Origin of the sequence: Streptomyces sp. NRRL B-1140, from assembly GCF_001280065.1 — a bacterium.
In the GTDB taxonomy this organism is placed as follows: domain Bacteria; phylum Actinomycetota; class Actinomycetes; order Streptomycetales; family Streptomycetaceae; genus Streptomyces.
On record NZ_LGEA01000114.1, the window covers coordinates 91,906 to 117,130 of the forward strand.

Consider the following 25,225-nt stretch of genomic DNA (forward strand, 5'->3'; position numbering starts at 1 on the left):
CAGCGTGGTGGTGTGAGCAGTGTGCGCGGCCGGCCAGCGCGCCGGGACTCGGACCGGCGTGGCTGGCTGCGCGGCGCACCCCCGCCCCTGTGGGCCCGGGTGCTGCCGTCGGCGCTGCTGGCGGGCGTCTGCCTGGCGGAGCTGATCGCCCCGGAGCCGCTCGACATCGGCTTCCTGCTGGGGGCCATCCCGCCGCTGGCCGTGCTGGCGCACGGTCCGGTGGCGACGGCGGTGCTCGGCGCGCTGGTGGTGGTCGTGCTGACCGTGCCCGTCTTCAACCTCGACGATCCCGGCAGCACCGACCTGCTGACCGTGTGCTTCGTCTCGGTGCTGAGTGTGCTGCTGTCGTACGTCCGATCCCGGCGGGATGCCCAGCTGGTCACCGAGCGGGCCGTCGCCGAGGTCGCGCAGCGGGCCGTGGTGCCGCCGCTGCCGGACCGGGTCGGGCCGGTGCGGTGCGCGGGGCTGTACCGGGCCGCGCAGCGCGGGACGCTGGTCGGCGGTGACTTCTTCGACGTACGGGCGGGCCCCTACGGCGTACGGGCGGTCATGGGTGATGTGCAGGGGCACGGGCTGTCGGCCGTGGCCACGGTCGCCTCGCTGCTGGGCGCCTTCCGGGAGGCGGTGCTGGACCAGCCGGACCCGGAGGCGGTGGCGGCCCGGCTCGACCGGAGGCTGGCGGTGGACTCCGCGGGCGATCCGCACGCCGAGCTGTTCGCCACGGCGGTGCTGCTCGATTTCTCCGCCGACGCCGGGTTGGTGCGGATCGTGGCGTGCGGGCAGGCCGGGCCGCTGCTGCTGCGGGACGGCAGGGCCGTGGAGCTGGACGTCGAGCCGTGCACACCGCTGGGTCTCGGTCTCGCCGAGGCGGCTCCGCCCCGGGTCGTCTCGGTTCCGCTGAGGGCCGGTGACCGGCTCTTCCTCGCCTCCGACGGGGTGACCGAGGCCAGGGACACGCACGGGGTCTTCTATCCCCTGGCCGAACGGCTGCCGGGCCTCGCCGCCGAGGATCCGGTCGCGCTGGCGGAGCGGGTGTGGACCGACCTCGTGCGGCACTGCCCGGACGTGCAGGACGACGTCACGATGCTGGTGCTCGCGCCGCGTACGCGCGGCGGCGCGGGCGGGTCCTCCTGACATCGGCGGCCGGCGGCGGGGCCGCGCTCTCCGGATGCACGCCGCGCTCGGGCGGGGAATGGTGATATCGGACCGGTTTTTCAGCACCGGGGCCGCCCCAGCGATCCGGACCCTAGGAGCAGAGAACATGTCGACGTCAGAGCCTGCCGCTTCCCGGCCGTCCGAGGACCGCGCCACCCCGGACCGCCTGCTCCACGCCCGCACCGGCACCGACGTGTCGCCGGAGGACCTCGTCCTCGCCTCGGGCAAGGACCTCAACCCGCACACCCTCGAGTGGGCCAAGCGCAAGCTGGCGGCGGAGGGACCTGCCGCCCTGGAGAAGCTGCTGCCCTAGCCATCCTCCTGTCGGCGCCCTCGGCACGCGGAGAGCCACCGGGCCCGTGACGCTCGGCGTCACGGGCCCGGTGGCCCCATGTGTGCCGGCGACCGCACGCCGGAGGGCGGGTCACACGCCGCCGTCGTCCTCGGGCAGTGCGCTGTCGTCCTCCACCACGTGCACGGCGGCCTCCTCCGCGCCGGCCGCCCCGCCGTCGATGCCGACGTCGGAGGCGACGGTCTCCTTGGTGGTGTCGGGGTGGGCGCCCTCGTCGGGGGCGACCAGGCGGCCCGCGCGGGCGGTGCCCGCCTCGGGGTCCACCGGTTCGCCGTCGCCGTCGGGGGTGTCCCCCACACCGTCCCCGGCGGGCTCGGCGGACACGTCGGGGACCTCCTGGGCCAGCCGTTCGTCGAGGCTCTCGCCCTCGTGCTGCTCGGCCGCGGTGGTGCCGCGCTTGGTGACGCCCAAGGGCTTCTCCGGCGGGGAGTAGCCCTCGTCGAGCGTGTCGTCGTACGTCCGTTCGTCGACGGCGTCCTGCAGGTCCAGCGGCGCGGCGTCCTCCTGCTCCTCGTTGGTACCGGTGGGCTGGTACGCGTCGTCCGCCATCGGTTCGGGGCGCATCGGTTCCGTGCCCATCACTCCTGCCTTCCTGTCCACTTCTCGGCTCGTTCGTCTCGCCTGTCCGTTCCGCGTTTCCCGTTACGCGGGCTCTAACCTCGGCGGACGCCGGCCGGCGCCGGCAGTGCCCGAACCTCGCGGGGACCAACAGGAAGTTAAATCCGCGTGAGGCACCGGACATTACCCACCAGTCAATCTTGAAAGCTCAATCAGTAGGACTATCATCACTCGCACACACGGTGTGACCGGCTGTCGACGCGGCGGCAGCACGGGTATCCGCCACCCCTTCTCACGCCACCGGGACCGAGGCCACCCCTTTCCTCCATCCGGCGGCGAGCTTCACCCCCACCCCCCAACGCCTCCGGAACGGCCTGCCCGCCTCCGGTCGCGCACAAGCGAAAGCAGCGCATCCATGAGCTACAGCAGGGGCAGAGGACTGCAGGCCAATGTCCTCAGCACGTTCGACACCGTGGTGATGGCGGTCGCGGGCAGCGCCCCGGCGTATTCACTGGCGGCGACCACGGCCGTGCTGGTCGCCGCGGTGGGGCTGGCGAGTCCGGCCGCCCTGCTGTACTGCGCGATACCCATGCTGGGCATCGCGCTGGCGTTCAGCTACCTCGGCCGGATCGACGTCAACGCGGGCGCCAGCTACTCGTGGGTGGGACGCACGCTCCACCCCTTCCTCGGCTTCATCAGCGGCTGGGCGCTGGTGATCTCGGCGACGATCTTCATGGTGGCCGGTTCGCTGCCCGCGGGTTCGATGACGCTGGCGCTCTTCGACGAAGGTCTCGCCGACAACACCGCGCTGTCCACGGTGGTCGGCGCGGGCTGGTTCCTCATCATGCTGGGCGTGGTGCTCGGCGGCGCCCGGCTCACGGTCCGCGCCCAGCTGGTCATGTCCGGTGTCGAGCTGGCCGTCCTGGCACTGTTCGCGGTGCTCGCCTTCTTCCACACCGGCCATGCCCGCGCCTTCGACTGGTCCTGGCTCGGCTTCTCGCATTTCGACGGCATGGCGGGCTTCGCCTCGGGCGCGCTCATCGCGGCGTTCTACTACTGGGGCTGGGACGTCACCAGCAACCTCAGCGAGGAGACCCGCAACAGCCGCCGTACGACGGGCCTGGCGGGCCTGATCGGGGTGGGCATCGTGTTCCTGCTGTTCGAGGTGTTCACCATCGCGGTCAACGTCATCCTCACCTCGAAGCAGATCGAGGAGAACGACGCGAACGTGCTGGCGGTGCTCGGCGAGGAGATCTGGCCGGGCTGGGGCGGCAAGCTGCTCATCGTGGCCGTGATGCTGTCCACCATCGCCACCCTGGAGACGACGCTGATCCAGGTGACGCGCTCGCTGTTCGCGATGGGCCGCGACGGTACGATGCCGTCGGCGCTGGGCCGGGTGCACCGCCGCTGGAACACGCCGTGGGTGGCCATCGTGGTGGTCGGGTCCGTGGCGCTGGCGATGTTCATCGCCTCCAACGCCCTGGGCTCGGTGGGCGACATCCTCTCCGACGCCATCTCGGCGATCGGCCTGCAGATCGCCGTCTACTACGGTCTCGCGGGGCTCGCGGTGGTCGTCGCCTACCGGAAGATGCTGCTGAAGTCCCCGGCCAACTTCCTCTTCGGCGGCCTGTGGCCGCTGTGCGGTGCCCTGTTCATGTTCTGGGTGTTCGTGGAGTCGCTGGGAGAACTGAGCCGCGCCGCGATCTCGATCGGCATCGGCGGGCTCGCGGTCGGGCTCGTCCCGATGCTCTGGTACTGGAGGCAGGGCAGCGACTACTACCGGCCCGCGAAGCTGGACGCCTCGCGGGCGGTCGAGACGGATTACGTCCCCGACGAACTGGACGCCCACGCGCGGGTCCACGAGGGTCTGTCCACCGACTTCTGAGGGGGCAGGCCATGGCACTCGGGTTCAGACGCGGCTTCACTCCCGACTTCGACCCCGACTGCGGGGACACCGACCTCACCTCCGCCCGCCAGGACGTCGTGATCGGCCGCTGGCAGGGGCCGCGGGACCTGCTGGCCGCCACCGGCCGCGACTGGACGGCCAGGGGGCACCGGATCCGGCAGCTCGCACAGGTGTGCGCGGGCAGTTCGACGGTGGAGTCCTGGCTCTCGGCCGACCCGCACAGCGCCGACGCGCTGGTGCTGCGGGCGGCCACGGAGACCGCCCGCACCTTCAACGTCGCCATCGCCGCGGGGCGGGGCGTGCCGATCGACCAGCACCGCGTGGACGCCGCGGTGCTGGCCTGCCTGACGGCGGCGGAGGCACACCCGGAGGACCCGACGCCGTGGGTGTCGCTGATCTCGGTGGCGCGCCTGTACCCGCAGGGCGTGCGCCGGCAGGAACTGGGGCGCTGGTGGGACGAGTTGCACGGCCGGGACCCCCACAGCGTCGAGGGGCACCTGCAGGTGCTGCACTACTACTCGGCGCGCTGGCACGGCACGCACGGCCTGATGTACGACTTCGCCCGGGACGCGGCCGGAGTGGCGCCGCCCGGCTGTCCGCTGCCGGTGCTGGTGCAGTACGCCCGGGTCGAGGAGTACCGCTTCGCCCTGGACGCGGCGCAGGGCAGGCACTCCGCCGTGGGCCTGTCCCAGCACTGGAGCCACGACGGCGCGGCGAGCGACCTGCGGCGGACCTGGCAGCGCTGGGTCATGGGCCGGAGGGAGACCGGGATCGCTCCCGGTGAGCTCCGCGACTTCAACTACCTTGCCCACGCGGCCTGCTCCGCCGGCGCCACGGACATCGCGGGTGTCCTGCTGGGCATGCTGGGACCCCGCGCGACGCGCACGCCCTGGTCGTACACGGGTGACGCCGAGAAACAGATCACCAAGTGGCGCAAGGAGCTGCGGCTGGGGGCGTGAGCGGCCGACTGTATGCTCCCGGCCGGGAGGGGCGTGATGGCTGAGAACGGCTGGTACGAGGACGGCGACGTGGCCAGGGAGGCCGCACGCGCCCGCCGGGTCGCCTGGACAGGGATGTCAGTGGTGACGTGTCTGTTCGGCGCGGTCGTGCTCGCCGTGGCCGCCGCCGGCCTTGCGGTGATCCTCGCGCTCGCCTATGCCATGGCCGTCATGGACTGACGCCGCCCTCCGGCCCCGCCAGGTCCCCCGACCATTTCTCCTCGATGCGTCCGGCCCTCCACACCACGAGCGCCACCACCCAGGTGGCGAAGAACAGGGCGACGACGACGTAGCCGAGGACGTTGAGGTCGAGGCCGGAGACCCGGTCCCAGAAGGGGCCGTGCAGGCCGAGCCGTCCGGCGAGGAGGCCGAGGAGTTCGACGGTGCCGATGAGCAGGGCCACGGCGACGGACAGGCCGGTGATGGTGAGGTTGTAGTAGACCTTGCGGACGGGCTTGGAGAAGGCCCAGCCGTAGGCGAAGTTCATGAACGAGCCGTCGACGGTGTCGAGCAGGCACATGCCCGCCGCGAACAGGACGGGCAGACAAAGGATCGCGTACCAGGGCAGTCCGGAGGCGGCGCCGGAGCCGGCCAGGACGAGCAGGGCGATCTCGGTGGCGGTGTCGAAGCCGAGGCCGAACAGCAGGCCCAGCGGATACATGTGCCAGGGCCTGGAAACCGACTTCATGACGCGGCCCAGCAGGCGGTTCATGAACCCGCGGTTGTTCAGCTGCTCCTCCAGGGCGGCCTCGTCGTAGCGGCCCGAGCGCATGGCGCGGAACACCTTCCAGATGCCGGCCAGGACGACGAGGTTGACGGCCGCGATGAGGTACAGGAACGTGCCGGAGACGGCCGTGCCGATCAGGCCGGTGACGTCGTGCAGGGCGGAGCCGTCGTCACGGACCGGCCCGGCCAGGGTCTTCACGCCGAGGGTGAGCAGGAAGGCCAGGGCGAAGACGACGCTGGAGTGGCCGAGGGAGAACCAGAAGCCCACGGACAGGGGCCGCTGCCCCTCTCCCATCAGCTTGCGGGTGGTGTTGTCGATGGCGGCGATGTGGTCGGCGTCGAAGGCGTGCCGCATGCCGAGCGTGTACGCGGTGACGCCGATGCCGATGCCGAAGCTCTGCGATCCGATGGCGTGGTGCTCCGGGGCGACGATCGCGACGAGGGTGAACCAGCCGATCACGTGCAGGGCCAGGATGAAGGCCGCCATCCCCCCGGCCCTGGTCCACTCCCGCCGCGTCATGGAGATGCGGACGCGGCGCCGGGCCGTGCGTCGGGCGGGGGCCGGGGCGGGGAGGCGCGGAGTGGACCCAGGGGCGGCCGTCATCGGGGGGAGGTCTTTCTGTCGGACGGACGGCTGCGGTGAACAGCCTCGTGCCATCCTTCTGTACCTGCAAGTGATGTGCAGTAAAGCCCGTGACAGGTCTTGTCCATGGAACCGAAAATTCCGCCGGACCGGCGCCGGGCAGCCGGGCCGGCCGGGTGTCAGATCTCGGCGTTCGGTCCGTCCGGGCGGCTGTGCCGTTGCTCGACCATCTCTCTGCTGAGCTGCTCCGTCTCCGCCTCGGCCAGCCGCTCGAAGCCGTCCTCGGTGATGACCGAGACGATCGGGTAGATGCGGCGGGTGAGGTCGGGGCCGCCGGTCGCCGAGTCGTCGTCCGCCGCGTCGTACAGCGCCTGCAGGGCCGCCAGAGCCGCCTCGCGGCGGGACATGCCCGGGCGGTACAGCTTCTTCAGCGCGCCCCGCGCATAGGGCGATCCGGAGCCCTCGGCGTGGAAGCCGGACTTCTCGTAGCGGCCGCCGGCGACGTCGAAGGAGAAGATGCGGCCCTGCCGCCCCTCGGGGGCCGTGGGGTCGTAGCCGGCGAGCAGCGGGACGACCGCGAGGCCCTGCATGGCCTGGCCCAGGTTGTTGCGGATCATGGCGGCCAGCCGGGTCGCCTTCGCGGCGAGGGTCATGGGGATGCCCTCGATCTTCTCGAAGTGCGCCAGTTCGACCTGGTACAGCCTCACCAGGTCCACCGCGAGCCCGACCGTGCCCGCGAAGGCGACCGCGCAGTGGTCGTCCGCGGGGTGCACCTTCTCCAGGTCGCGCTGGGCGATCAGGTTGCCCATCGTCGCCCGCCGGTCGCCCGCGATCAGTACGCCGTCCCGGTAGGTGAGGGCCAGCACGGTCGTGCCGTGCGGGGCGCCCTCGGCGCGGACGCCGTGCGGCAGGACACGGCGGGTGCTCAGCAACTCGGGGCGGTGCGCCGCCAGGAAGTCGGTGAAGGACGAACAGCCCGGGGTGAAGAACTCTTCGCCCAGTCTGCCCTCGTGGTCGCCCGCCGCCATGCCGTTCCCCCTCGATCGTGACCGTCAACACGACTCCTACCTGAGTCGGGCGGACGGGAAACGCGGTCAGGGAATCAACGGCGCGGTGCCACGCGGACGTCGAGGTCCGAGATCCGGTGGACGGGCCAGGACCGCGCGTAGCGGGGTGGCCTGCCGCCGGCCCGTGCCAGGTGGGCGACCGGGCGACGCTCGGCGGTGTGCAGGATCTCCGCCGCGGTGGTGTTCTCGTTGTTCCCGGACGTCGCACCCGAGGAGCAGCCGGTGTAGTAGCCGATCGGGATGGCCTCGTGGCCGGTGAGCAGACAGGGGGTGCGGACACCGAGCCGGTGCAGGGCGTCGGCGGTGCGGCCCCAGTCACGGCGGCTCTCGGCGTTGCGGGAGACGGCGCCGTCCAGCACGGCGAGCTGCGCCGCGAGATGCCCGGCCAGGGCGAGCGCGACGAGCGGGGCGGTCACCGGGCGCCATGCTCCGCCCGGCGTTCCGACCAGGTGCCACAGGGCGTCGGCGACCGGGATCGCGAGCAGCGCGTAGGCGGGCTGGAGGAAGCGGGGCGCCGCGTAGCCGATCATGAAGAGGTACGGCAGCGCCGCCATGGCCGCACAGGCCAGCGGGACGAGGGACCGCTCCAGGCGCCGGGCCCGGGCCGCGACGGTCAGTCCGAGACCGGCCAGGACGGGCAGGGCGAACCACCAGGCGATGACCAAGGGGCTGGGCATCGACCCGGTGCACGGCCGGCACAGGGCCCGTCCGCCCAGGCTGCGCAGCTGGTCGTCGACGGCGATCTGCCAGCCCATTCCGCCCTGGATCCGGGAGGCCTCCGCCAGCCGCTCGCCCAGCCCGCCGTAGCTCGCGTACGCCTCGATCACCCAGGGCACGGCGCCCGCCGCGAGGCCTGCCAAAAGGACGAGGAGCATGCGCCGGTGCCGGCGCACCAGGGCGAGGACGAGCAGCGGCACGGCCACGTAGGCCGCGTCGGTGGGACGCATCCACGCCATGAGGGCGGCGCCGGCCCCGAGGCCCCACAGGACCGCCGGAGAGGAACGCCCGGCCCGCGCGCGGAGGAAGCAGCCGACGCTGATCAGGGCGCCGATCGCGACCCAGTAGTTGGGCATGGCCTGCGGGCCGTAGAAGAGGGTCATCCACAGCGAGGCGAAGAGGGCACCGCCGACGACCAGGACGCGGGCCGGGAACAGGCCCCGCCAGGAACGCAGAGCCACGTACAGGGCGAGGCCGGACAGCAGGGCGAGGTAGACGCGCAGCAGCGGGACGGACGAGGACCAGGACGCGACGGGCGCGACCAGCAGCGAGACGCCGCGGGAGCGGGGGGCGCTGAAGAAGGCCGCGGGGTGGTGGGAGGTGACCTGGCTGACGTAGACGATCTCGTCCCAGCCGAGGCCCAGGACGGGCCGGACGAGGACGAGCTGCGCGAGGACGAAGACCGCGGCCAGGACGGCGAGCGGCCGGTTGCCGCTCGCTTCAAAGGCGGCGCGCGGCCCGGCCGCCTGTGCGCGTCTTCGCCTGCGGACGAGGATGGCGTTCGCGCCATCAGGCATGTTCCGCCCCTTACCCCGATGATCGGAAAACACGATCAAGCTAACCCGCGGGGCGGGCAGGTGCAGGGCGGAACTCGGCCAAGTGCCTGACCCGGGGCGCGGGTCAGCGGGTGTGCGGGGCCCGGTGCGGGGGTTGGCTCGGGGCCGGGCGGTGGGTCAGCTCGGGGATCGGCCGGGAAACGGGGGCGTCCTCACTCACCGTGAGCTCGGTGCCGTGGTGCCGGATGGTCAGGGGCATGCCGGAGTTCAGGGTGTAGGTGGCCTGGTCGGCGGTCAGTTCCACGCGCAGGCACCGGTCGAGGAAGCCCACCGTGAAGGCGAGCCGGCTGTACCGCTCGGGCAGGCGGGGCGCGAACCGCAGGGCGCCGTCGCTGCACCGCATGCCGCCGAACCCGGCGACCAGCGCCATCCAGGTGCCGGCCAGCGAGGCGATGTGCAGTCCGTCGCGGGTGTTGTGCTCCAGGTCGCCGAGATCCATCAGCGCCGCTTCGGCCGTGTAGTCGGCGGCCAGGTCGAGGTGCCCGGAGCGGGCTGCCATGACGGCCTGGACGCAGGCGGACAGGGAGGAGTCGCGGACGGTCAGCGGCTCGTAGTAGGCGAAGTTGCGGGCGATCTGCTCCTCGTCGAAGTACTCCTCGAAGAAGGCACCGCAGGTGTACATCGCCAGTACCAGGTCCGCCTGCTTGATGACCTGCTTGCGGTACAGGTCGAAGTAGGGGAAGTGCAGCATCAGGGGGTACTGGTCGGGGCCGGTGCGGTCGAAGCCCCAGCGCTGGTAGCGGGTGAAGCCGGAGTGCTGCTCGTGCACGCCGAGTTCGTCGTTGTAGGGGACGTTCATGGCCTCGGCGGCGTCCCGCCAGGCGGCCATCTCCTCCTCGTCGGCGCCGAGCCGCGCGGCCTCGTCGGGATGACGCTTGCACGCGTCGGCGGCGGCCAGCAGGTTCGCCCGGGCCATGAGGTTGGTGTACGTGTTGTCGTCGGCGATGGCGCTGTACTCGTCCGGTCCGGTGACGCCGTCGATGTGGAAGACGCCCCGGTCGTCGTGGTGGCCGAGGGAGCGCCACAGGCGGGCCGTCTCCACCAGCAGCTCCACGCCGACCTCGCGTTCGAAGGTCTCGTCGCCGGTGACGGCCACGTACCGCACGACGGCGTCGGCGATGTCGGCGCCCACGTGGAAGGCGGCCGTGCCGGCCGGCCAGTACGCGGAGCCCTCCGAGCCCTCGATGGTGCGCCAGGGGAACGCGGCGCCGTCGAGGCCGAGCTGGGCGGCGCGTTCCCGGGCGGCGGGCAGCGTGTCCAGGCGCCAGCGCAGGGCCTCGGCGGCGGACTTCGGCGCGGTGTAGGTCAGCAGCGGCAGCACGAACGCCTCGGTGTCCCAGAAGGCGTGGCCGTCGTAGCCGGAGCCGGTGAGTCCCTTGGCGGGGATGGCGCGCTGCTCGGCACGGGCACCCGCCTGGAGAACGTGGAAGAGGGCGAAGCGGACGGCCTGCTGGATCTCCTCGTCGCCGTCGATCTCGACGTCGGCGCGCGCCCAGAAGCCGTCGAGGTAGGCCCGCTGGTCCTCCAGGAGTCCCTGCCAGCCGCTGTGCCCGGCCGCGGCGAGGGCCGCCTCGACCTGGTCGCTCATCGCGGGCCGGGAGCGCACACCGGACCAGCCGTGCGCGACCAGCTTCTCCACGCGCAGCCGCTCCCCCGGCTCCAGGACGGAGGTGATGGTCAGCCGGGCCACGTCCACGTTGGACTCGCTGCTCGTGGTGGTCCGTTCGGGCCCGTCGACGGTGTGGTCGGCGGCCACGGCGACCCTCAGGCCACTGCGGCGGGTGCGGTGGACCAGGCGCAGCCTGCTGCCCTCGGCCAGGTCCTCCTCCGGCTCCAGCGGCGACTTCAGTGCCTTGGCGGCCCGCGGGTCGCCGTCCGGCTCGGGCAGGCTCTCGTTGGCGACGAGTTCCGACTGGACGACCACGCGGGTCCGGCTGTCGACGGGCTCCACCTCGTACGCCACGGCGGCTATCGCGCGCTGGGTGAGGGACACCAGGCGGGTGGAGCGCACCCGGACGGTCGAGCCGGCCGGTGAGGTCCATTCGCAGACCCGCTCCAGGACGCCCCGCCGCAGGTCGAGGGTCCGCTCGTGGGTGACGAGCCGCCCGTAGCGCAGGTCGAACGGCTCGTCGTCGACGAGCAGGCGCAGCACCTTGCCGTTGGTGACGTTGATGGAGGTCTGACCGGACTCGGGATAGCCGTAGCCGGCCTCGGCGTACGGCAGCGGGTGCAGTTCGTGGACGCCGTTGAGGTAGGAGCCGGGCAGGCCGTGGGGTTCGCCCTCGTCGAGGTTGCCGCGCCAGCCGACGTGGCCGTTGGACAGGGCGAACACGGACTCGCTCTGCGCCAGGACGTCGAGGTTGAGTTCCGTCTCGCGCACGGTCCAGGGCTCGACGTTGTACGCCCGCTGTGCGATCACTTCGTCTCCCCCAGTTCGGCGAGGTCCCGCACCACGATGTCGGCGCCGTGCCGGTACAGGGCGTCGGTCTGCCCGACCCGGTCGACTCCGACGACGTAGCCGAAGCGCCCCGCGCGGCCCGCGTCCATGCCGGCCAGGGCGTCCTCGAAGACGGCCGCTTCGGAGGGCTGGACGCCGAGGTCCTCGGCGGCGGCCAGGAACGTGTCGGGCTGCGGCTTGCCGGGCAGCTTGCGCTCGGCGGCGACGACGCCGTCGATGCGGACGTCGAAGAAGTGCTCGGCGCCGATCGAGCGGAGCACGTCACGGCAGTTGGCGCTGGAGGAGACGATCGCGGTGCTGAGCCCGTGCGCGCGGACGGCCTCCAGATAGCGCAGGGTGCCGTCGTAGGCCTCGACGCCCTCGGTGCGGATCTTCTCGAGGACGAGCTCGTTCTTGCGGTTGCCGAGGCCGTGCACGGTTTCGGCGCCGGGTGGGTCGTCGGGGTCGCCGTCGGGCAGGTCGATGCCGCGGGAGGCGAGGAAGGTGCGCACCCCGTCGGCGCGTGGCCGCCCGTCGACGTACTCGTCGTAGTCCGCCGCCTCGAACGGCCGGAAATCCGCGCCGTCACGCTCGCGCAGGAAGGCGTCGAACATCTCCTTCCAGGCGGCCGCGTGCACGACGGCCGTCTTGGTGACGACACCGTCGAGGTCGAACAGACAGGCATGGATGCTTTCGGGAAGACCGAGCTGCGTCATACAGGACCGGTTCCCCTCGCGGAGATGTTCCAGTGAGTGGCGCACGCCACACGCCGTGGGCGCGAGGGGGGCGCCCGGCGCCGGAACCCGGCACCGGGTGACAGACTCTCCCTGTGCCGCTCACCTTCGACGACCTCCTCCAGCGCGCCCGGGCCCTCCCCCGGGGCGGCCGGCGCGCGATCCTCGGGATCGCGGGCAGTCCCGGGGCGGGCAAGTCGACGCTCGCCGAGCATCTGGTGCGGGAGCTGAACGGCAACGGTGAGCCCTGGGTCGCGCATGTCCCCATGGACGGCTTCCACCTCGCCGACGCCGAACTGGAGCGCCTCGGCCGCCGGGACCGCAAGGGAGCGCCCGACACGTTCGACGCGGCCGGGTACGCGGACCTGCTGCGGCGGCTGCGCGAAGAGACGGACGACGACACCGTGTACGCACCCGGCTTTGAACGGGTCCTGGAGCAGCCCATCGCGGGCATGATCCCCATCCCGCCCACGGCCCGGCTCATCGTGACGGAGGGCAATTACCTGCTCCTGGACACCGGTGCCTGGGCCAGGGTCCTGCCGCGGCTCGACGAGGTGTGGTTCTGTGAGTTGCCGGAGCCGGAGCGGATCCAGCGACTGGTCGCCCGGCACGAACAGTTCGGCAAGAGCCACGAGGAGGCGGTGGCGTGGGTGCGCCGCTCGGACGAGCGCAACGCCGAGCTGGTCGCGACGACCCGGGCGCGGGCTGACCTGGTGGTGCCGCAGTCCGCGCTCCCCCGCGTGGAGGCGTGAACGCATCGCCCGCCCCGGTATGAGCGGCCGCCCTGACGAGACGGCGAACAAGCCCGCCTTTCGGGTTGGCGGCGTCGGTGACCAGGCCCTGTCGGAGCGCACGCCGCAGGGACACCGAAGTAGCGGCCGCGGGCGCCACCGCCGGCCGGCGCAGGATCACTACCGTGCTCGGGCCGGAGCCATGGCGATCAGGAACGCTGCGCCGACGAACGCGGCGACGGATGTCAGCAACATCGACAGAATCACCGGGCCCGCCTGATCGGACAACCCGTTTCCCGGACTGCCGTGATGAGGCATGATCGACGGCATGATCAGGGACGCCACCGTGAACGACATCCCCGAGATCCGCGCGATGATCCGCGAACTCGCCGCGTACGAACGGGCCGCGGAACAGGCCGTGGCCACCGAGGAGCAGCTGCGTGCGGCACTGTTCGGCGAGCACCCGGCCGCCTTCGCGTCGATCGCCGAGGACGACGACACGGGCGAGGCCATGGGCTACGCCTTGTGGTTCCCGCGCTTCTCCACCTGGACGGGCACGCGCGGCATGCATCTGGAGGACCTGTACATCCGCCCGCAGGCCCGCGGCGCAGGGCACGGCAAGGCCCTCCTCGCGGCTCTGGCCGCGACCTGCCGGCGCAACGGGTACGACCGCTTCGAGTGGTGGGTCCTGGACTGGAACACGCCGGCCGTCGAGTTCTACACGTCGCTCGGGGCGGAGCTGCTGGACGAGTGGAAGGTGTGCCGGCTCAGTGGCGCCCCGCTCGCCGAACTCGCCGCCCGGGCCCCGGCCGTCGGCGTCGCGTCCGCCGGCGCGTAGGGGAGATGCGCGTGCATCCCCTGTGACCGAGGTGATCGAGACCCACGGCGTGCCGGCGCGCCTCGCGCCGCCCTGGACGACGAGGACTTGGGTGTCGGCGCCCCGTCCGGCCCGGGGTGGTCGCCGGGCGGGTGCGCGACCTCGCGGCCCGGATGGCCGGGCGCCCGCCCGTGGTGTGGACCTTCGGGGTCACATGACCGGTACGGTCCGACGGGCGCGCAGGGCGAGGGTCAGTGTGTGCGGGCCGAGTCCGCCGAGGTAGAGACGGTTCCCGGTCGTCGCGTCGGTGCCGCCCACCACGGTGTAGTCCTGCCCCGGGTCGTACCGCAGTACCTCGCTCCGCTCGGGCCCGGCCAGCGGTTCACCTGCCTGGACGTCCGCCTCGATCCGGATCTCGTCGGCACCGGCCCGGTAGGTCACCGGCCCGCCCGCCAGGCACCAGCGCCCGTCCCCGAGCGGTGCGGCGCCCTCGGGCACGCCGCCCGGCCGGAAGGTCAGTTCCAGGGCCCAGGGCACCCGTGGCCCGCTGATGTCGATGCGCAGGTCGGCACCGTCCTCCCGCAGGTCGACCTCGACGCTGGTCGTGTGGGAGACCTCGTCGCGGGGCCGGTCCGCGAAGGCCATCGCGGCCGAGAAGCGTCCCTCGTCCGCCATCCGGTAGGCGGCGTCGTCCCGGCGTTCGCCCGGCGGGAGCGGCTGGTAGTAGGCGGCCGTGAGGGTTTCGGTCAGCAGGTACCGGTGGTCGGCGGGCCGTTGCATGTCGGCGGCGCGGAACGGGCCCAGGTCGAAGAAGCCCCGCGAGAGGCGGACCGCGTCCAGGACCGCGTCGCCCGCGAACAGGCGCAGGAAGGTGGGGTTGCAGGCGAGGCCCGAGCGGATGCGCCGGTGCCCGGGCACGTCGGAGCCGCCGTACACCACCGTGTGCGCGGTGGCCGAGGCGTGTGCGGCGAGGCGCGCGGTGGTGAGGTACCGGTGACGCGGAAGGGCCTGTGCGGCCGGTGCCGGCAGGACGCGGCACAGGTCCGGAGTGAGGAGGGTCTCGGCGAGGAGGTCGGGGTCGTCGATGCCGCCGGCGGCTGCCAGCGTCGCGGCGTGGCTGAAGTCCCCCCGGCCGGTGCGGATCGCGAGCAGCCGGTAGTGCGGCAGGTAGGGCGCCAGCGGGAACGGTTCGTTCTGGTCCTGCCGGCGCGAGTGGACGGTCTCCACCGTGCCGTCCGGCCTGAGGAGGTCCAGGGTGGTGGTGAGGTTGCGTTCGACGGCGTCCAGCAGGTCGGTACGGCCGAGGACACCGGCCAGCAGCAGCAGCGACGGGTTGGACACATGGGCCGCGTAGTTGGCGCTGCGTTCCGAGTACAGGCCCTCGGCGTCGATGTCGACGCCCTCGGAGAGCCACTCCCCGATGCGGTCGAGGAGCCGCTGGTCGGGGAACGACCGGTGCAGCCGGGCCAGCGCCGCGCACAGCTCCCAGCGGTGGTTGGGGGTGTGCACCCCACCGGTCAGGAGGCTGCTGGAGGCGGCGCCGGCGATCTCGGCGAGCGCGGCCGTGACCTCGCGCAGTTCCGGCCCGCCTCCGGCGGCGAGGACGTGGGCGTCGCACACGTCGTTGACGGTGAACGCGGAGTCCGGCGGGGACTGCACGTTGTCGCCGCCTGCGAAGAGGCCGGTGACCGTCTGCGCGGCCTGCAGGGCGCGCAGGTGGGTGGTCGCGGCGGCGACGGCCTGCCCGCTGCCGTGCAGGGCCGAGTCCGGAGACCGGTAGGCCGCGACCAGGGTCTTCACCCGGCGGGCCAGGGCGCGGTGGGGCAAGCCGGCCGGTTCGTCGTCGGGGCGGTCCGCCAGCGGGGCGGCCGATCGGTCGGCGGCGCGGGCGACCGCGCGGACGAACTCGTGGTCGAGCGGGGTGGGCAAGGTCAGTCCTTCAGTCCGGCGTTGATGTCGGCGCCCATGACGTAGCGCTGGAAGACCAGGAAGACGGCGATCAGCGGGATCATCGAGATGACCGATGCGCCGAGCAGGACCGACCAGTTGATGTTCTGGGCGCCGACGATGCTCTGGATGCCGATCTGCACGGTGAACTTGTTGGGGTCGTTGAGCATCAGCAGCGGCCAGATGTAGTCGTTCCACCGCCACTGGAACGACAGGATGGCGAGGGTCAGCATGATGGGCCGGGAGAGCGGCACCATGATCCGCGCGAAGATCGCCAGTTCGCGGGCGCCGTCGATGCGCGCGGCTTCGACGAGTTCGTCGGGCACCGTAAGGAAGAACTGGCGGAACATGAAGCATCCGGTCGCGGTGAGCACGGCCGGGAGGATGATGCCGGCGAACGAGTTGTAGAGACCGAGATTGCGGACCACGAGGAACTCCGGGGCGAGCATGACCTCGCCCGGCAGCATCGTGGTGGCCAGGATGCAGAGGAAGAAGGCCTTGAGCCACTTGTTGTCGTACTTGGCCAGCGCGTAGCCGGTGCAGCAGCTGACTCCCACCGTGAGGATCGTCGTGATCACACACACGATGGCCGTGTTGATGAAGTACTGGGAGAAGTTGGCGCTGTCCCACGCCGCCTCGAAGCCCGACAGGGTGGGGTTGTGCGGGATGAGTGTCAGCGGATAGGAGAACAGGTCGCTGGCCGGCTTGAAGGCACTGAGGATGAACCACAGCACCGGGAACCCGTAGAGGAAGGCCAGGATCCACAGCAGTGTCGTCGCGGGCACCGCCCGCCGGATCCCACCGCGGCCCGCACTGCGGGGGCTCTGCCGGGGAGCGGGCTGTTTGGCGTCGGCGTCGAGCGGGCGTGGCATGTCTGTGGTAGTCATCGGTTCTCCACCCGCCGGTTGACGATCAGCTGGATGATCGCGACGGCCATCAGGATGAGCATGAGCACGAAGGACGCGGCGCTCGCGTAGCCGATCTGGCCCCGCTTGAAGCCGGTCTCGTAGATGTACTGGACGAGCAGGTTGTTCGACGATCCGGGTCCGCCGTTGTTGAGGGCGACGAACACCGGGTATTCCTTCATCGCGTTGATCGTGTTGAGCAGAATGACGATGAACGAGGTGGGCGCGATGCTCGGCAGGGTGATGCTGATGAACTGGCGCCACGGACCGGCGCCATCGAGCGAGGCCGCCTCGTAGTACGACACCGGTACGTTCTTGATCGCCGCGATGAACAGCAGCATCGTGAAGCCGGTCCACATCCAGGACGCCGCCATGACCACGACGAGCAGTGACAGGTCCGCGTTCGACTGCCACGGAACGGCGCCGCCGCCGAGCTTCTCGATGACGTAGTTGACCAGTCCGAAGTTCTCTCCGAACATCCACCGCCACAGGACGCCCACGACGATGGGCGACAGCAGCCACGGGATGAAGAAGATGACGCGGGCGAGCGACGAGCCCTTGGCGTGCTTGCTCACCACCAGATTTGCGGCGAGCAGTGACAGCGCGAAGTTCAGCGGGACGAACAGGACGGTGTAGAGGAGGGTCCTTGTCAGCGCGTCGTAGAACGTGGAGTCCCCGAACAGGTTGTGGTAGTTGTCCAGTCCGACCCACTGGAACACCCCCACGCCCGTGTAGTTCGTGAAGGAGTAGACAAGCCCGATCACCGCAGGCCAGACGAAGAACAGCGCGAAGAGCACGACGTTGGCCGCGATGAGGACGAGCGGCGCAAGGGTGTACTTACTGCGTTTCCTGGGCGGGCTCGCGGACACGGCCGAGGCGTGTGTGGTCATCTTCCTGACTCCGTGCTGGTGGAAGGGATTGCAGGTGGGCTCACGCCATGAGCCCGGGATCGGGGAGCGTGTCCAGGGCCGGGCGGCGGTGTCTCACCCCCGCCGCCCGGCCCCGCGGCCTACGATCCGCCGCCGACCTGCTGGTTGTAGCCGGCCACGATGTTCTCCAGGGCCTTGTCGGGCGACTGCTGGCCGTTGATCGCCTTGCCGAGCTCCGTCTTGGTCGGGTCCTCGGTGAGGCTCTTGCCCTTCAGCACCCACTGCGTCTGCGCGCCGTTGAAGTAGCCGGAGATCGGGGCGTAGAGCGGAATCGACTCGTTGTACAGCTTGAACGCCGCCTGGGCCGCCTCGGACTTGAAGGGGTACTTCGGGTTCAGGCCGTTCTCGACCGGCAGGAAGCCGGAGGCCTCGCACAGCACGCGGTAGTTGTCCGGCTCGTAGACCCACGACAGGAACTTCTTCGTGGCGGTGGCCGCGTCACCGTTGTTGTTGAAGCCGACCATCAGGCCGCCGCTGTTGACGTCGCTGGCCTGCACCGGCTGGGCGGGGGTGGGGACGCTGGCCCAGTCGAACTTCTTGATGCTCTCGGAGAAGGCGGCGACCTGCCACACACCGGACCAGTAGGCGACCACGTCACCGCTCTGGAACATGGCGGACGGGTCGGCGCCGCTGGTCCACACCGACTTCGGCATGGTCTTGTTGTCGTTCCACCCGACGAAGGTGTTCACGGCCTCCTTGGTGGCCGCGTCCACCGAGAACTTGCCGGAGGAGTCCGCGTGGACGTACTTCCCGCCCATCTCGTAGACCATGGCGCGCAGCCGGGACGGCGACTGGTCGAAGGTCAGGGAGTACTTGGCGCCGGTCTTCTCGCGGACCTTGTTCGCCGCCTTGATGAACTCGGTCCAGGTCCAGGTCTTCTGGGGCGAGGTCGGGAAGGAGACGCCGGCCTTCTTGAACAGCGACTTGTTGATGAACATGCCGGACGCGGTGACGTCCGAGGGGATGGCCAGCACCTTCCCGGACGAGTCCTTCGCGAGGAAGTTGGCGTTGATGTTGTTGCTCTTCTTGCCTGCGATGGACTTGAGGTCGATCAGCTTGCTCGACCAGATCGGGTCCAGCGCCGGCACGGCCGCCACGTCGGGCAAGGAGTTCGCCTGGGCGGCGTTGTGCAGCTTCGTCGTGTAGCCGTCGTAGGGGATGTTGACGAGCTTGACGGTGACGCCGGTGTCCTTCTTGTACTGCGACACCATCTTCTTCCAGCCCGCGTCCTGGCCCGGAACCGTGGAGATCCAGAACGTCAGCGACTTGGACGTGCCGCCCGAGTCGGATCCCGACCCGCAGGCGGTGAGCAGAAGGGCACCTGCCGTGGCCACGGCAGCGAGGGGAACCACGCGGCGTATGCCGCCACCGAGTCGGCGGGAGCGCCGCACACCCACACTGATCATGTTCGATCCCTTTTCTTCGTAGCGGAAGAAGCACGGCGCCAGCCGAGGCGGCACGGGTGCATTTTGCAGGAAATTTCGCTTTCTAGGGGCGCGGCCTCGCCCGGCCGCGTCGCCTTGACGGGTGGGGTCCCCGGCCATGACGGCCGGCGTCGCACAAGCACGCCCTCGTGCGGCTGCCGTACTTCGCGTACGGGCGGGAGGCTCACCCGGAGTCGGCGTCCCGGCCGACTCAGAAAGCGCTTGTCCGGACATTGGCACGACGAGTCGGAGGCCGTCAATCCTTCGCCCCGGCGACCTCGGTCACGGTTTGGACTCCTCGGGAAACCGCGAGCCTGGCGGCACCCACGACGGTACCGAGATCACCGACCGTGCTGCTGACGACTTCGGTGGGCCAGCTCAGCCGGGCGAGCTCGGCCCGCACCCCGTGCAGGAGCTGCGGGTACGCGCCGGTGCTGCCCCCCAGCACGACCAGCCCCGGATCCAGTACCGCGGTCACGGCGGCGGCGAGCCGGCCCACGTCCACGGCATGGCGGTCGACCACGGCGCGGGCGGCGGCACGACCCTGTCCGGCGAGGGTGAAGAGCTCCTCGACGGTGCCGGGACACGGCCCGTCGGCGGCCGGCCAGGCCTCGGCGGCGCGCCGCAGCAGGGACCGCGAGCCGATGTACTCCTCCAGGGCCTCGTGACGGGGCTCGCGCCCGTCGTCCCACGGGTAGGGAATCCGGGCCAGCTCACCTGCGGCGCCGTTCGCTCCCCGCAGCACCTGGCCGCCGACGACGATGCCGAGGCCGATGCCGACGCCGATCCGCAGGTAGCCGAAGATGTTCCGGCCACGGGCGGCACCTTCGTGCAGCTCGGCGAGGGCGGCGCAGTTGACGTTGTTCTCCAGGTGGACGGGGACGCCCGGCGGCAGCGCGACGGTCACGGCGTCGAAGACCGGACCGGCCTTGGCGGTCGCCGGACGCATGCCGGCACCCTCCTCGCGCGGGGAGGTGACATCACCGACGGCGACGACGATGGTCCGCAGCGGGGCGCCGGCGGGCAGCGCGTCGAGCGCCTCGCGCACGACGTCGGCGGCGCCCTCCCGGGGCCCGGTGGCCTCGGCGAGCAGCGTGCCGTCCAGGGCGCAGCCGCGGACCCGGGTGAGGGCGGGGCCGAGGTCGACGGCGAGCACGGCCCCCGCGGCCGGCCCGAGACGGTAGACGGCGGCATTGCGTCCCGTGCCGCTGGAGGCGGTTCCGGAGTGGGCGGCGAGCCGGACGCTCTCCAGTTCCGCGACGGCGGAGGAGACCGTGGGCTTGGACAGGCGCGCGAGGCTCGCGAGCTGGGGCCGGGTCGCATGGCCGGCCGCGGCCAGCACGGCGAACACCGCGGCCGCGCTCTCCGTCAGTCGGGGGGCTCTTGCCAGGTCTTGTTCCAACAGTTACCCCACACAGGTCACGGGCCGCTCTCCCCGGGGCGGTCGGCTTGGCGAACGGCTCCGTGGATGCGGCGATGGGATTCCTCTTGACGCACTGTACTTCGTTAGTTAACTTCCTAACGAACGTCACGGTACTCGCCTGCCGTGACTCCGCCAGAGGCCCGTCCCGGGGCTTCCAGAGTTGTCAACTGCCCTTCTCTCAGGCACGGTTCGCCCGCCGTCGCAGCACTGCGCACCGACGAAAGAGGATCCGTGCAGGACTCCACCTCCGCCGGCACTCTCGTGCTCGGCATCGACGTGGGCGGCACCAAGACGCACCTCCGCGCCTTCGCGGGGGACCACCGCGTCGTCGATCACGTCCGTTCGAGCGCCGGCTGGCGGCCGCACGACACCGCGGCCGCGGTCGCCCGGCTGACCGGCCTGGTCCGCGAGACCTTGCCGTCCGGCGCCCGGCCCTCGGCTCTGGCCGTGGGCGCGCACGCCTGTGAGACGCCCCGCCAGTGCGCGCGGATCCGCGACGGTCTGGAGAGTGCCTTCGGCGTGCCCGTGCTCGTCGTGGGCGACGCGGAGCTCCTCGTTCCCGCCGCCGGTCTGGACAAGGGCGTCGGCCTGGTCGCCGGTACCGGATCCGTCGCCGTGGGGCGGCTGCCCGACGGCACCGCTGTCCAGGTGGGCGGCTGGGGGGCCGTGCTGGGCGACGAGGGCGGCGCCGCCGGTCTCGTCCGGGAGGCGGCCCGTGCCGTCTGGGCGGCGCACGACCGGGGCGAGGAACCCGACGAGCTGGCTCTCGGCCTCGTGGCGTCGCTGGGCGTGCCGGAGGTACCGGCGCTGGGCGCTGCCCTGGAGAGTGCCACCGACGTCTCCGCCGAGTGGGGCCGGCACGCTCCCGTCGTCTTCGCGGCCGCCGAGGCGGGCTCGACGCTCGCCCGAGCCGTGATCGCCGACGCGGGCCGTTCCCTCGCCGCACTCGTCGCCCGTCTCGCCGCGCGCGGGGCCGTCGTCGACGACGTGGTGGTCGCGGGCGGCACCGTCCTGTCCCAGCCCGCGCTCTACGACGCCCTCACCGCGGGCCTCGCCGCCACCGTGCCCGCGGCCCGCACCAGGCCGCTGCGGGAGCCGCCGGTCGAGGGCGCGGTGGCACTGGCACGATCGCTGCTCTGACGCGCCGGATCGCGGGTGCCCCTCGTTCACCCGCGGGACATGTCCCGGCCGCGGCACCCTCGCCGACGGGACACGACCCGGCCGTAGTTCTTCGCTCGTAGCACCACCTGACGCATGGGGCACTCAACTCCCCGTCGCATCAGGCAAGATCGCACGACCGCACCCGGCCGCAGGGCCGCAGAACTGAAGAGAGGCACACCCATGCCGTCATCCGCCGGGCACCACTCCCCCACCCTGAACCGGAGGGGCTTCCTCAGAACCTCCCTGGGCGGCTCGGCCGCGCTGGTCGCCGCGCCGGCCTTCGTGGGGTGGCTGAGCGCCGCGGACGCCAAGGCAGCCACCGCTCCCGCCGCGTTCGTCGACGACTACAAGACCAACGTCCTGGCGAACCAGACTCCCGAGACCAACGCGGTCGTCCGGGCGCTGGGAGGCTTCGCCCGGATATGGAAGACCGGCGGCGCCTGGAACACCGGCACCCCGCTCATGCCGGAGATACTGCGCGCCAACGTGCGCTACTGCGAGCGGATCACCGCCGAGCGCACCGACGCCGAGGCGAAGAAGGCCTTCGTCGTCGACCGCCAGCACCAGAGCTACGCGATGATCGACGGACTCGGCCCGCTCGCCGCCCTCTACAAGACCGGGGCCAAGGCGGTCACGTCGATCACCGGCGCCCCGGACGGCACACCGCCGGCCAAGATCGACGACGCCGTGCCGGCCGGCGCCCCGGCGGGCTCCGCGCTGGGCGCCGGCTCGTACGACTCCGAACTCGGCCAGGTGGCCCGGCTGGTGGACACGTTGCGCGGCAACTGGGCTTCCGGCAACCCGTCGAAGTTCGCCTATCAGTACCCGCGGCCCTGGCGGATGAACGAGGACAGCGAGGTCGTCGACACCGGCAGGAAGGACGAGTTCGGCTTCCCGGTGTACGAGTCGAAGGTCGTCGTCGCCCCGCAGCTGCTGCGCCAGCGCAGCGACAAGCCGGCCGAGGACGGCGGTTTCCCCAGCGGCCACACCAACGCCCTGCACCTGGCCTCGCTGGCCTACGCGTACGCGGTGCCCGAGCGTTTCCAGGAGCTGGTGACGCACGCCCTGGACCTCGCACACACCCGGATCGTCGCCGGCATGCACTCCCCCGTCGACGTGCTCGGCGGCCGGATCATGGCCACCGCGCTGGCCGCCGCCACCCTGGCGGACCCGGCCAACTCCGGGCTGAAGGCGGCGGCCCGGGCCCAGGCCCTGGCCTACTTCACGGAGAAGACCGGCACGACGGCCGACACCCTGTACGCGTACGCGCACTCCGCGGACACCGGCACCGACCCCTACGCCGACCGGGACGCCAACGCCCGCGCGGCCCGGCCCCGGCTGACGTACATCCTGCCCCGCCGCGGCCGCGAGGACCCGCTCACGGTCCCGAAGGGCGCGGAGGTGCTGCTGGAGACGCGGCTGCCGTACCTGACCGCGGCCCAGCGGCGTGAGGTGCTGCGGACGACCGCGCTGCCGTCGGGATACGTCCTGCTGGACGGCTTCGAGCAGTGGGGCCGGCTGAACCTGTTCGCCGCGGCGGACGGGTACGGCGCCTTCGAGCGGGACGTCACCGTGACGCTCGACGCGGCGGCCGGGGGCTTCCACGCGGCCGACAGCTGGCGCAACGACATCGAGGGCGAGGGCGGTCTGACCAAGCGCGGTTCGGGCACGCTCACCCTGACGGGCCACAACTGCCACCGCGGCGGAACCGCCGTCGAGGCCGGCACCCTGGTCGCCGCCTCAGCGGGCGCCCTGGGCGCGGGCGACGTACGGGTCACGGGCGGCACGCTCCGCGCGGACGAGGTCGCGCGGGTGCGCGGCTCGTACGTCCAGGAGGGCGAGTCGACGCTGGAGCTGCGGCTGCGCCGGAACCAGGGCCCGGCCCTCACGGTGAACCGGCGGGTTCTGCTGGGCCGGGGCAGCGTGCTGTCCCTGCGGCTGGACGCGGAGCGGCCGCCGGCCGCGGGCACGACCGTAGCCGTGCTGTCGGCTTCACAGCTGCGCGGCCGGTTCGACCGCGTCGAGCTGGACTCGGCGTCGCTGCGGGCCGTGCCGTTGTACACGGCTGACGGTCTGTCGGTGCGACTCGTGAGGCGGTAACGCTTTCTACGGCGGGGGCTGATGCAGAGTGGGCCCATGAGGGACCTCTGGATCGCTCCCGCCGTACCGCGGCCCGTGTCGCTGTCGCCCCCGGCAGCGGCCGGCAGCGCCCGCAGGCCGGGCCGACGGTGGCCGCCGGCCCTCCTCGTGGCCCTGCTGCTCGCGCAGATGGCCTTCGCGATGGGCACGACCGCCGTGCGGCAGACCCCGACCATCGACGAACCGGTGTACGCGGGCGCGGCCGCGGAGTACGTGCACGAGCACCGGCTGCGGCACAACCCCGAGCATCCGCCGCTCGGCAAGCTGGTCATCGGTGCGGGGGTCGCCCTCACGGATCCGCACGTCGACCCCGGCTTCGCGGGTGACCAGGGGCAGTTGGGCCGGCACCTGCTGTACGGGTCGGGCAACGACCCCTGGCGGCTGATGCTGTGGGCCCGCCTCCCGATGATCGCGCTGACCCTGTCGTTCGGGTGGGTGGTGTTCGCCTTCGCCCGGGAACTGGCCGGGCTCGCCGCGGGGTCGGCCGCGCTCGCGCTGTACTGCTTCTCCCCCGACGTCATCGCCCACGGCTCGCTCGCCACCCTCGACGTACCGGCCGCCGGGTTCACGCTGACCTCGGCATGGCTGGTGTGGCGGGCGCGTCGCAGACCGCGACTGTACGTGCCGCTCGCAGGAGTCGCGCTCGGTGCGGCGCTGGCCACGAAGATGAGCACGCTGCCCGCCGTGCCGGTGATGGCGGTGCTGGCCGTGGTGTCCGTGCGGCGGGCTTGCGGGGCCGGCCGGCGCCGGGCCGTGGTCGCGGCATCGGGTGTGGTCCTGGCCGCGGTCGCCGTCGTCTGGGTCACGTATCTGATGGTGGATCCGCGGCTGCGCTGGGCTCCGGAGCAGCATGTGCCGGTCGTGCACGGGCTGCGCGGGCTGCTGGTGGAGGTGATGCCGTTCCCGGAGGCCTACCGGGACGGGATGCGCGTGCAGTTCGGGCTGGAGAACCGTCCCTGGCAGGGGTTTCTGTTCGGGCGGCTGTACGACGGCTCGCTCTGGTACTACCTGCCGGCCGCGCTGCTGGTGAAGACGCCGCTGGGCATGCTCGTGCTGTGGGCCGGGGGTGCGGCGGCCGTCGCCGGGTTCCGGCGGCTGCGGCCTGCCGCCCCTTATGTACTGGCCGTTCCCCTGGTGCTGCTGGCGGCCGCCATGCAGGGAGCCCGGGACTTCGGGACCCGGTACGCCGTGTTCCTGCCACTGTTCCTCGCGGTGGCGGCGGGGTGCGTGCTGGTGGCGCGGCGGCGGTGGGTGTCCGTGGGGGTCGTGGTGCTGATCGCGTTCACCGCGGTGAGTTCGGTACGGACGTATCCCTTCTATCTGCCCTACTCCAACGAGGCGTTCGGCGGGCCGGACCGGACCCGGGAGTACTTGCACGATTCGAACGTGGACTGGGGGCAGGACCTCGGGCGGCTCGCGGACCGGTTGCGGGAGCGGTATCCGGGTGAGCGGGTGTGGCTCGTGTACAAGGGCGGTGGGGTGCCGTCCGCGTACGGCGTCGAGGCGTCGGATCCCCGGCGGGTGCCACTGCGTGAGGTGCGGGGGCTGCTGGCCGTGTCGGACTCGGCGGCCGCGAAGGCCACGGGGCGGCTGGCCGAGTTGATCGGCGGCAGCCGCCCCGTCGACGATGTCGGGCACTCGATCACGCTGTACCGCCGGTGAGTGCCGTGGCCCGCACGG

21 protein-coding genes are annotated in these 25,225 nt (G+C 71.8%); 10 read left to right on the top strand and 11 right to left on the bottom strand.

What is annotated here, in order from left to right:
• The first annotated feature begins 21 nt into the window (after positions 1-21).
• Complete coding sequence (locus ADK65_RS26470) at positions 22-1,134, top strand: PP2C family protein-serine/threonine phosphatase (RefSeq protein WP_053673345.1); 1,113 nt, start codon at positions 22-24, stop codon at positions 1,132-1,134.
• A 127-nt stretch (positions 1,135-1,261) separates the two neighbouring features.
• Positions 1,262-1,468, top strand: a complete 207-nt coding sequence (locus tag ADK65_RS26475; protein ID WP_053673347.1) for a hypothetical protein — start codon at positions 1,262-1,264, stop codon at positions 1,466-1,468.
• Positions 1,469-1,579: 111 nt separating this feature from the next.
• Here the strand turns inward: ADK65_RS26475 and ADK65_RS26480 are convergent, their stop codons facing one another.
• Complete coding sequence (locus ADK65_RS26480) at positions 1,580-2,071, bottom strand: DUF5709 domain-containing protein (protein WP_053673756.1); 492 nt, start codon at positions 2,069-2,071, stop codon at positions 1,580-1,582.
• Positions 2,072-2,480: 409 nt separating this feature from the next.
• Between ADK65_RS26480 and ADK65_RS26485 the strand changes: the two genes are divergently transcribed.
• Genes ADK65_RS26485 through ADK65_RS26495 form a run of 3 tightly spaced genes read left to right on the top strand, consistent with a single transcriptional unit; the run spans position 2,481 to position 5,149 of the window.
• Entirely contained in the window at positions 2,481-3,950 is a 1,470-nt protein-coding gene (locus ADK65_RS26485) for an APC family permease (RefSeq protein WP_053673349.1), read from the top strand.
• A gap of 11 nt (positions 3,951-3,961) precedes the next feature.
• Entirely contained in the window at positions 3,962-4,930 is a 969-nt protein-coding gene (locus ADK65_RS26490; protein WP_053673351.1) for a hypothetical protein, read from the top strand.
• Positions 4,931-4,966: 36 nt separating this feature from the next.
• Positions 4,967-5,149, top strand: coding sequence for a hypothetical protein (locus ADK65_RS26495; protein ID WP_159038833.1), 183 nt, complete (start codon positions 4,967-4,969; stop codon positions 5,147-5,149).
• On the opposite strand, the gene ADK65_RS26500 is transcribed toward ADK65_RS26495, so the two are convergent.
• The 5 genes from ADK65_RS26500 to ADK65_RS26520 form a co-directional block, all read right to left on the bottom strand.
• Positions 5,139-6,299 (bottom strand): HoxN/HupN/NixA family nickel/cobalt transporter, encoded by a 1,161-nt coding sequence (locus ADK65_RS26500; protein WP_078956152.1) that lies wholly within the window; start codon positions 6,297-6,299, stop codon positions 5,139-5,141. The two genes, ADK65_RS26495 and ADK65_RS26500, sit on opposite strands and share 11 nt — an antisense overlap.
• A gap of 158 nt (positions 6,300-6,457) precedes the next feature.
• Positions 6,458-7,306: a proteasome subunit beta gene (gene prcB / locus ADK65_RS26505; protein ID WP_053673357.1), complete on the bottom strand. Its 849-nt coding sequence runs from the start codon at positions 7,304-7,306 to the stop codon at positions 6,458-6,460.
• Between the two features lie 74 nt (positions 7,307-7,380).
• A complete protein-coding gene (locus tag ADK65_RS26510) occupies positions 7,381-8,859 on the bottom strand; it encodes a hypothetical protein (protein WP_053673359.1) in 1,479 nt (492 codons plus the stop codon).
• A 103-nt stretch (positions 8,860-8,962) separates the two neighbouring features.
• Positions 8,963-11,317 (bottom strand): glycoside hydrolase family 65 protein, encoded by a 2,355-nt coding sequence (locus ADK65_RS26515; RefSeq protein WP_053673361.1) that lies wholly within the window; start codon positions 11,315-11,317, stop codon positions 8,963-8,965.
• Complete coding sequence (locus ADK65_RS26520) at positions 11,314-12,051, bottom strand: HAD family hydrolase (RefSeq protein ID WP_053673363.1); 738 nt, start codon at positions 12,049-12,051, stop codon at positions 11,314-11,316. Before ADK65_RS26520 ends, ADK65_RS26515 begins: the two co-directional genes overlap by 4 nt.
• Positions 12,052-12,164: 113 nt before the next feature.
• On the opposite strand from ADK65_RS26520, the gene ADK65_RS26525 reads away from it, so the two are divergent.
• Positions 12,165-12,821 (top strand): nucleoside/nucleotide kinase family protein, encoded by a 657-nt coding sequence (locus ADK65_RS26525; protein ID WP_053673365.1) that lies wholly within the window; start codon positions 12,165-12,167, stop codon positions 12,819-12,821.
• 307 nt (positions 12,822-13,128) lie between these two features.
• Positions 13,129-13,638 carry a GNAT family N-acetyltransferase gene (locus tag ADK65_RS26530; protein WP_053673757.1) on the top strand — a complete coding sequence of 170 codons (510 nt, stop codon included), beginning with the start codon at positions 13,129-13,131 and terminating at the stop codon, positions 13,636-13,638.
• Positions 13,639-13,827: 189 nt separating this feature from the next.
• Here the strand turns inward: ADK65_RS26530 and ADK65_RS26535 are convergent, their stop codons facing one another.
• The 5 genes from ADK65_RS26535 to ADK65_RS26555 all read right to left on the bottom strand — a co-directional run bounded on the left by ADK65_RS26535 (position 13,828) and on the right by ADK65_RS26555 (position 20,224).
• A complete protein-coding gene (locus tag ADK65_RS26535) occupies positions 13,828-15,546 on the bottom strand; it encodes a hypothetical protein (RefSeq protein WP_053673367.1) in 1,719 nt (572 codons plus the stop codon).
• A 2-nt stretch (positions 15,547-15,548) separates the two neighbouring features.
• The gene (locus tag ADK65_RS26540; protein ID WP_053673369.1) at positions 15,549-16,451 is read right to left on the bottom strand and encodes a carbohydrate ABC transporter permease; all 903 of its coding nucleotides are present in this window, start codon (positions 16,449-16,451) and stop codon (positions 15,549-15,551) included.
• Entirely contained in the window at positions 16,448-17,359 is a 912-nt protein-coding gene (locus ADK65_RS26545; protein ID WP_053673371.1) for a carbohydrate ABC transporter permease, read from the bottom strand. Before ADK65_RS26545 ends, ADK65_RS26540 begins: the two co-directional genes overlap by 4 nt.
• A 119-nt stretch (positions 17,360-17,478) precedes the next feature.
• Complete coding sequence (locus tag ADK65_RS26550) at positions 17,479-18,804, bottom strand: ABC transporter substrate-binding protein (protein WP_053673373.1); 1,326 nt, start codon at positions 18,802-18,804, stop codon at positions 17,479-17,481.
• A gap of 274 nt (positions 18,805-19,078) precedes the next feature.
• A complete protein-coding gene (locus tag ADK65_RS26555) occupies positions 19,079-20,224 on the bottom strand; it encodes an ROK family protein (RefSeq protein WP_053673375.1) in 1,146 nt (381 codons plus the stop codon).
• A gap of 252 nt (positions 20,225-20,476) precedes the next feature.
• Here ADK65_RS26555 and ADK65_RS26560 point away from each other — a divergent pair, with 252 nt between their 5' ends.
• The 3 genes from ADK65_RS26560 (at position 20,477) to ADK65_RS26570 (ending at position 25,207) form a co-directional block, all read left to right on the top strand.
• Entirely contained in the window at positions 20,477-21,385 is a 909-nt protein-coding gene (locus ADK65_RS26560; RefSeq protein ID WP_053673377.1) for an N-acetylglucosamine kinase, read from the top strand.
• 201 nt (positions 21,386-21,586) lie between these two features.
• Positions 21,587-23,506, top strand: a complete 1,920-nt coding sequence (locus ADK65_RS26565) for a phosphatase PAP2 family protein (RefSeq protein ID WP_053673379.1) — start codon at positions 21,587-21,589, stop codon at positions 23,504-23,506.
• Between the two features lie 36 nt (positions 23,507-23,542).
• Positions 23,543-25,207, top strand: a complete 1,665-nt coding sequence (locus ADK65_RS26570) for a phospholipid carrier-dependent glycosyltransferase (protein ID WP_420709088.1) — start codon at positions 23,543-23,545, stop codon at positions 25,205-25,207.
• Positions 25,208-25,225 lie beyond the last annotated feature (18 nt).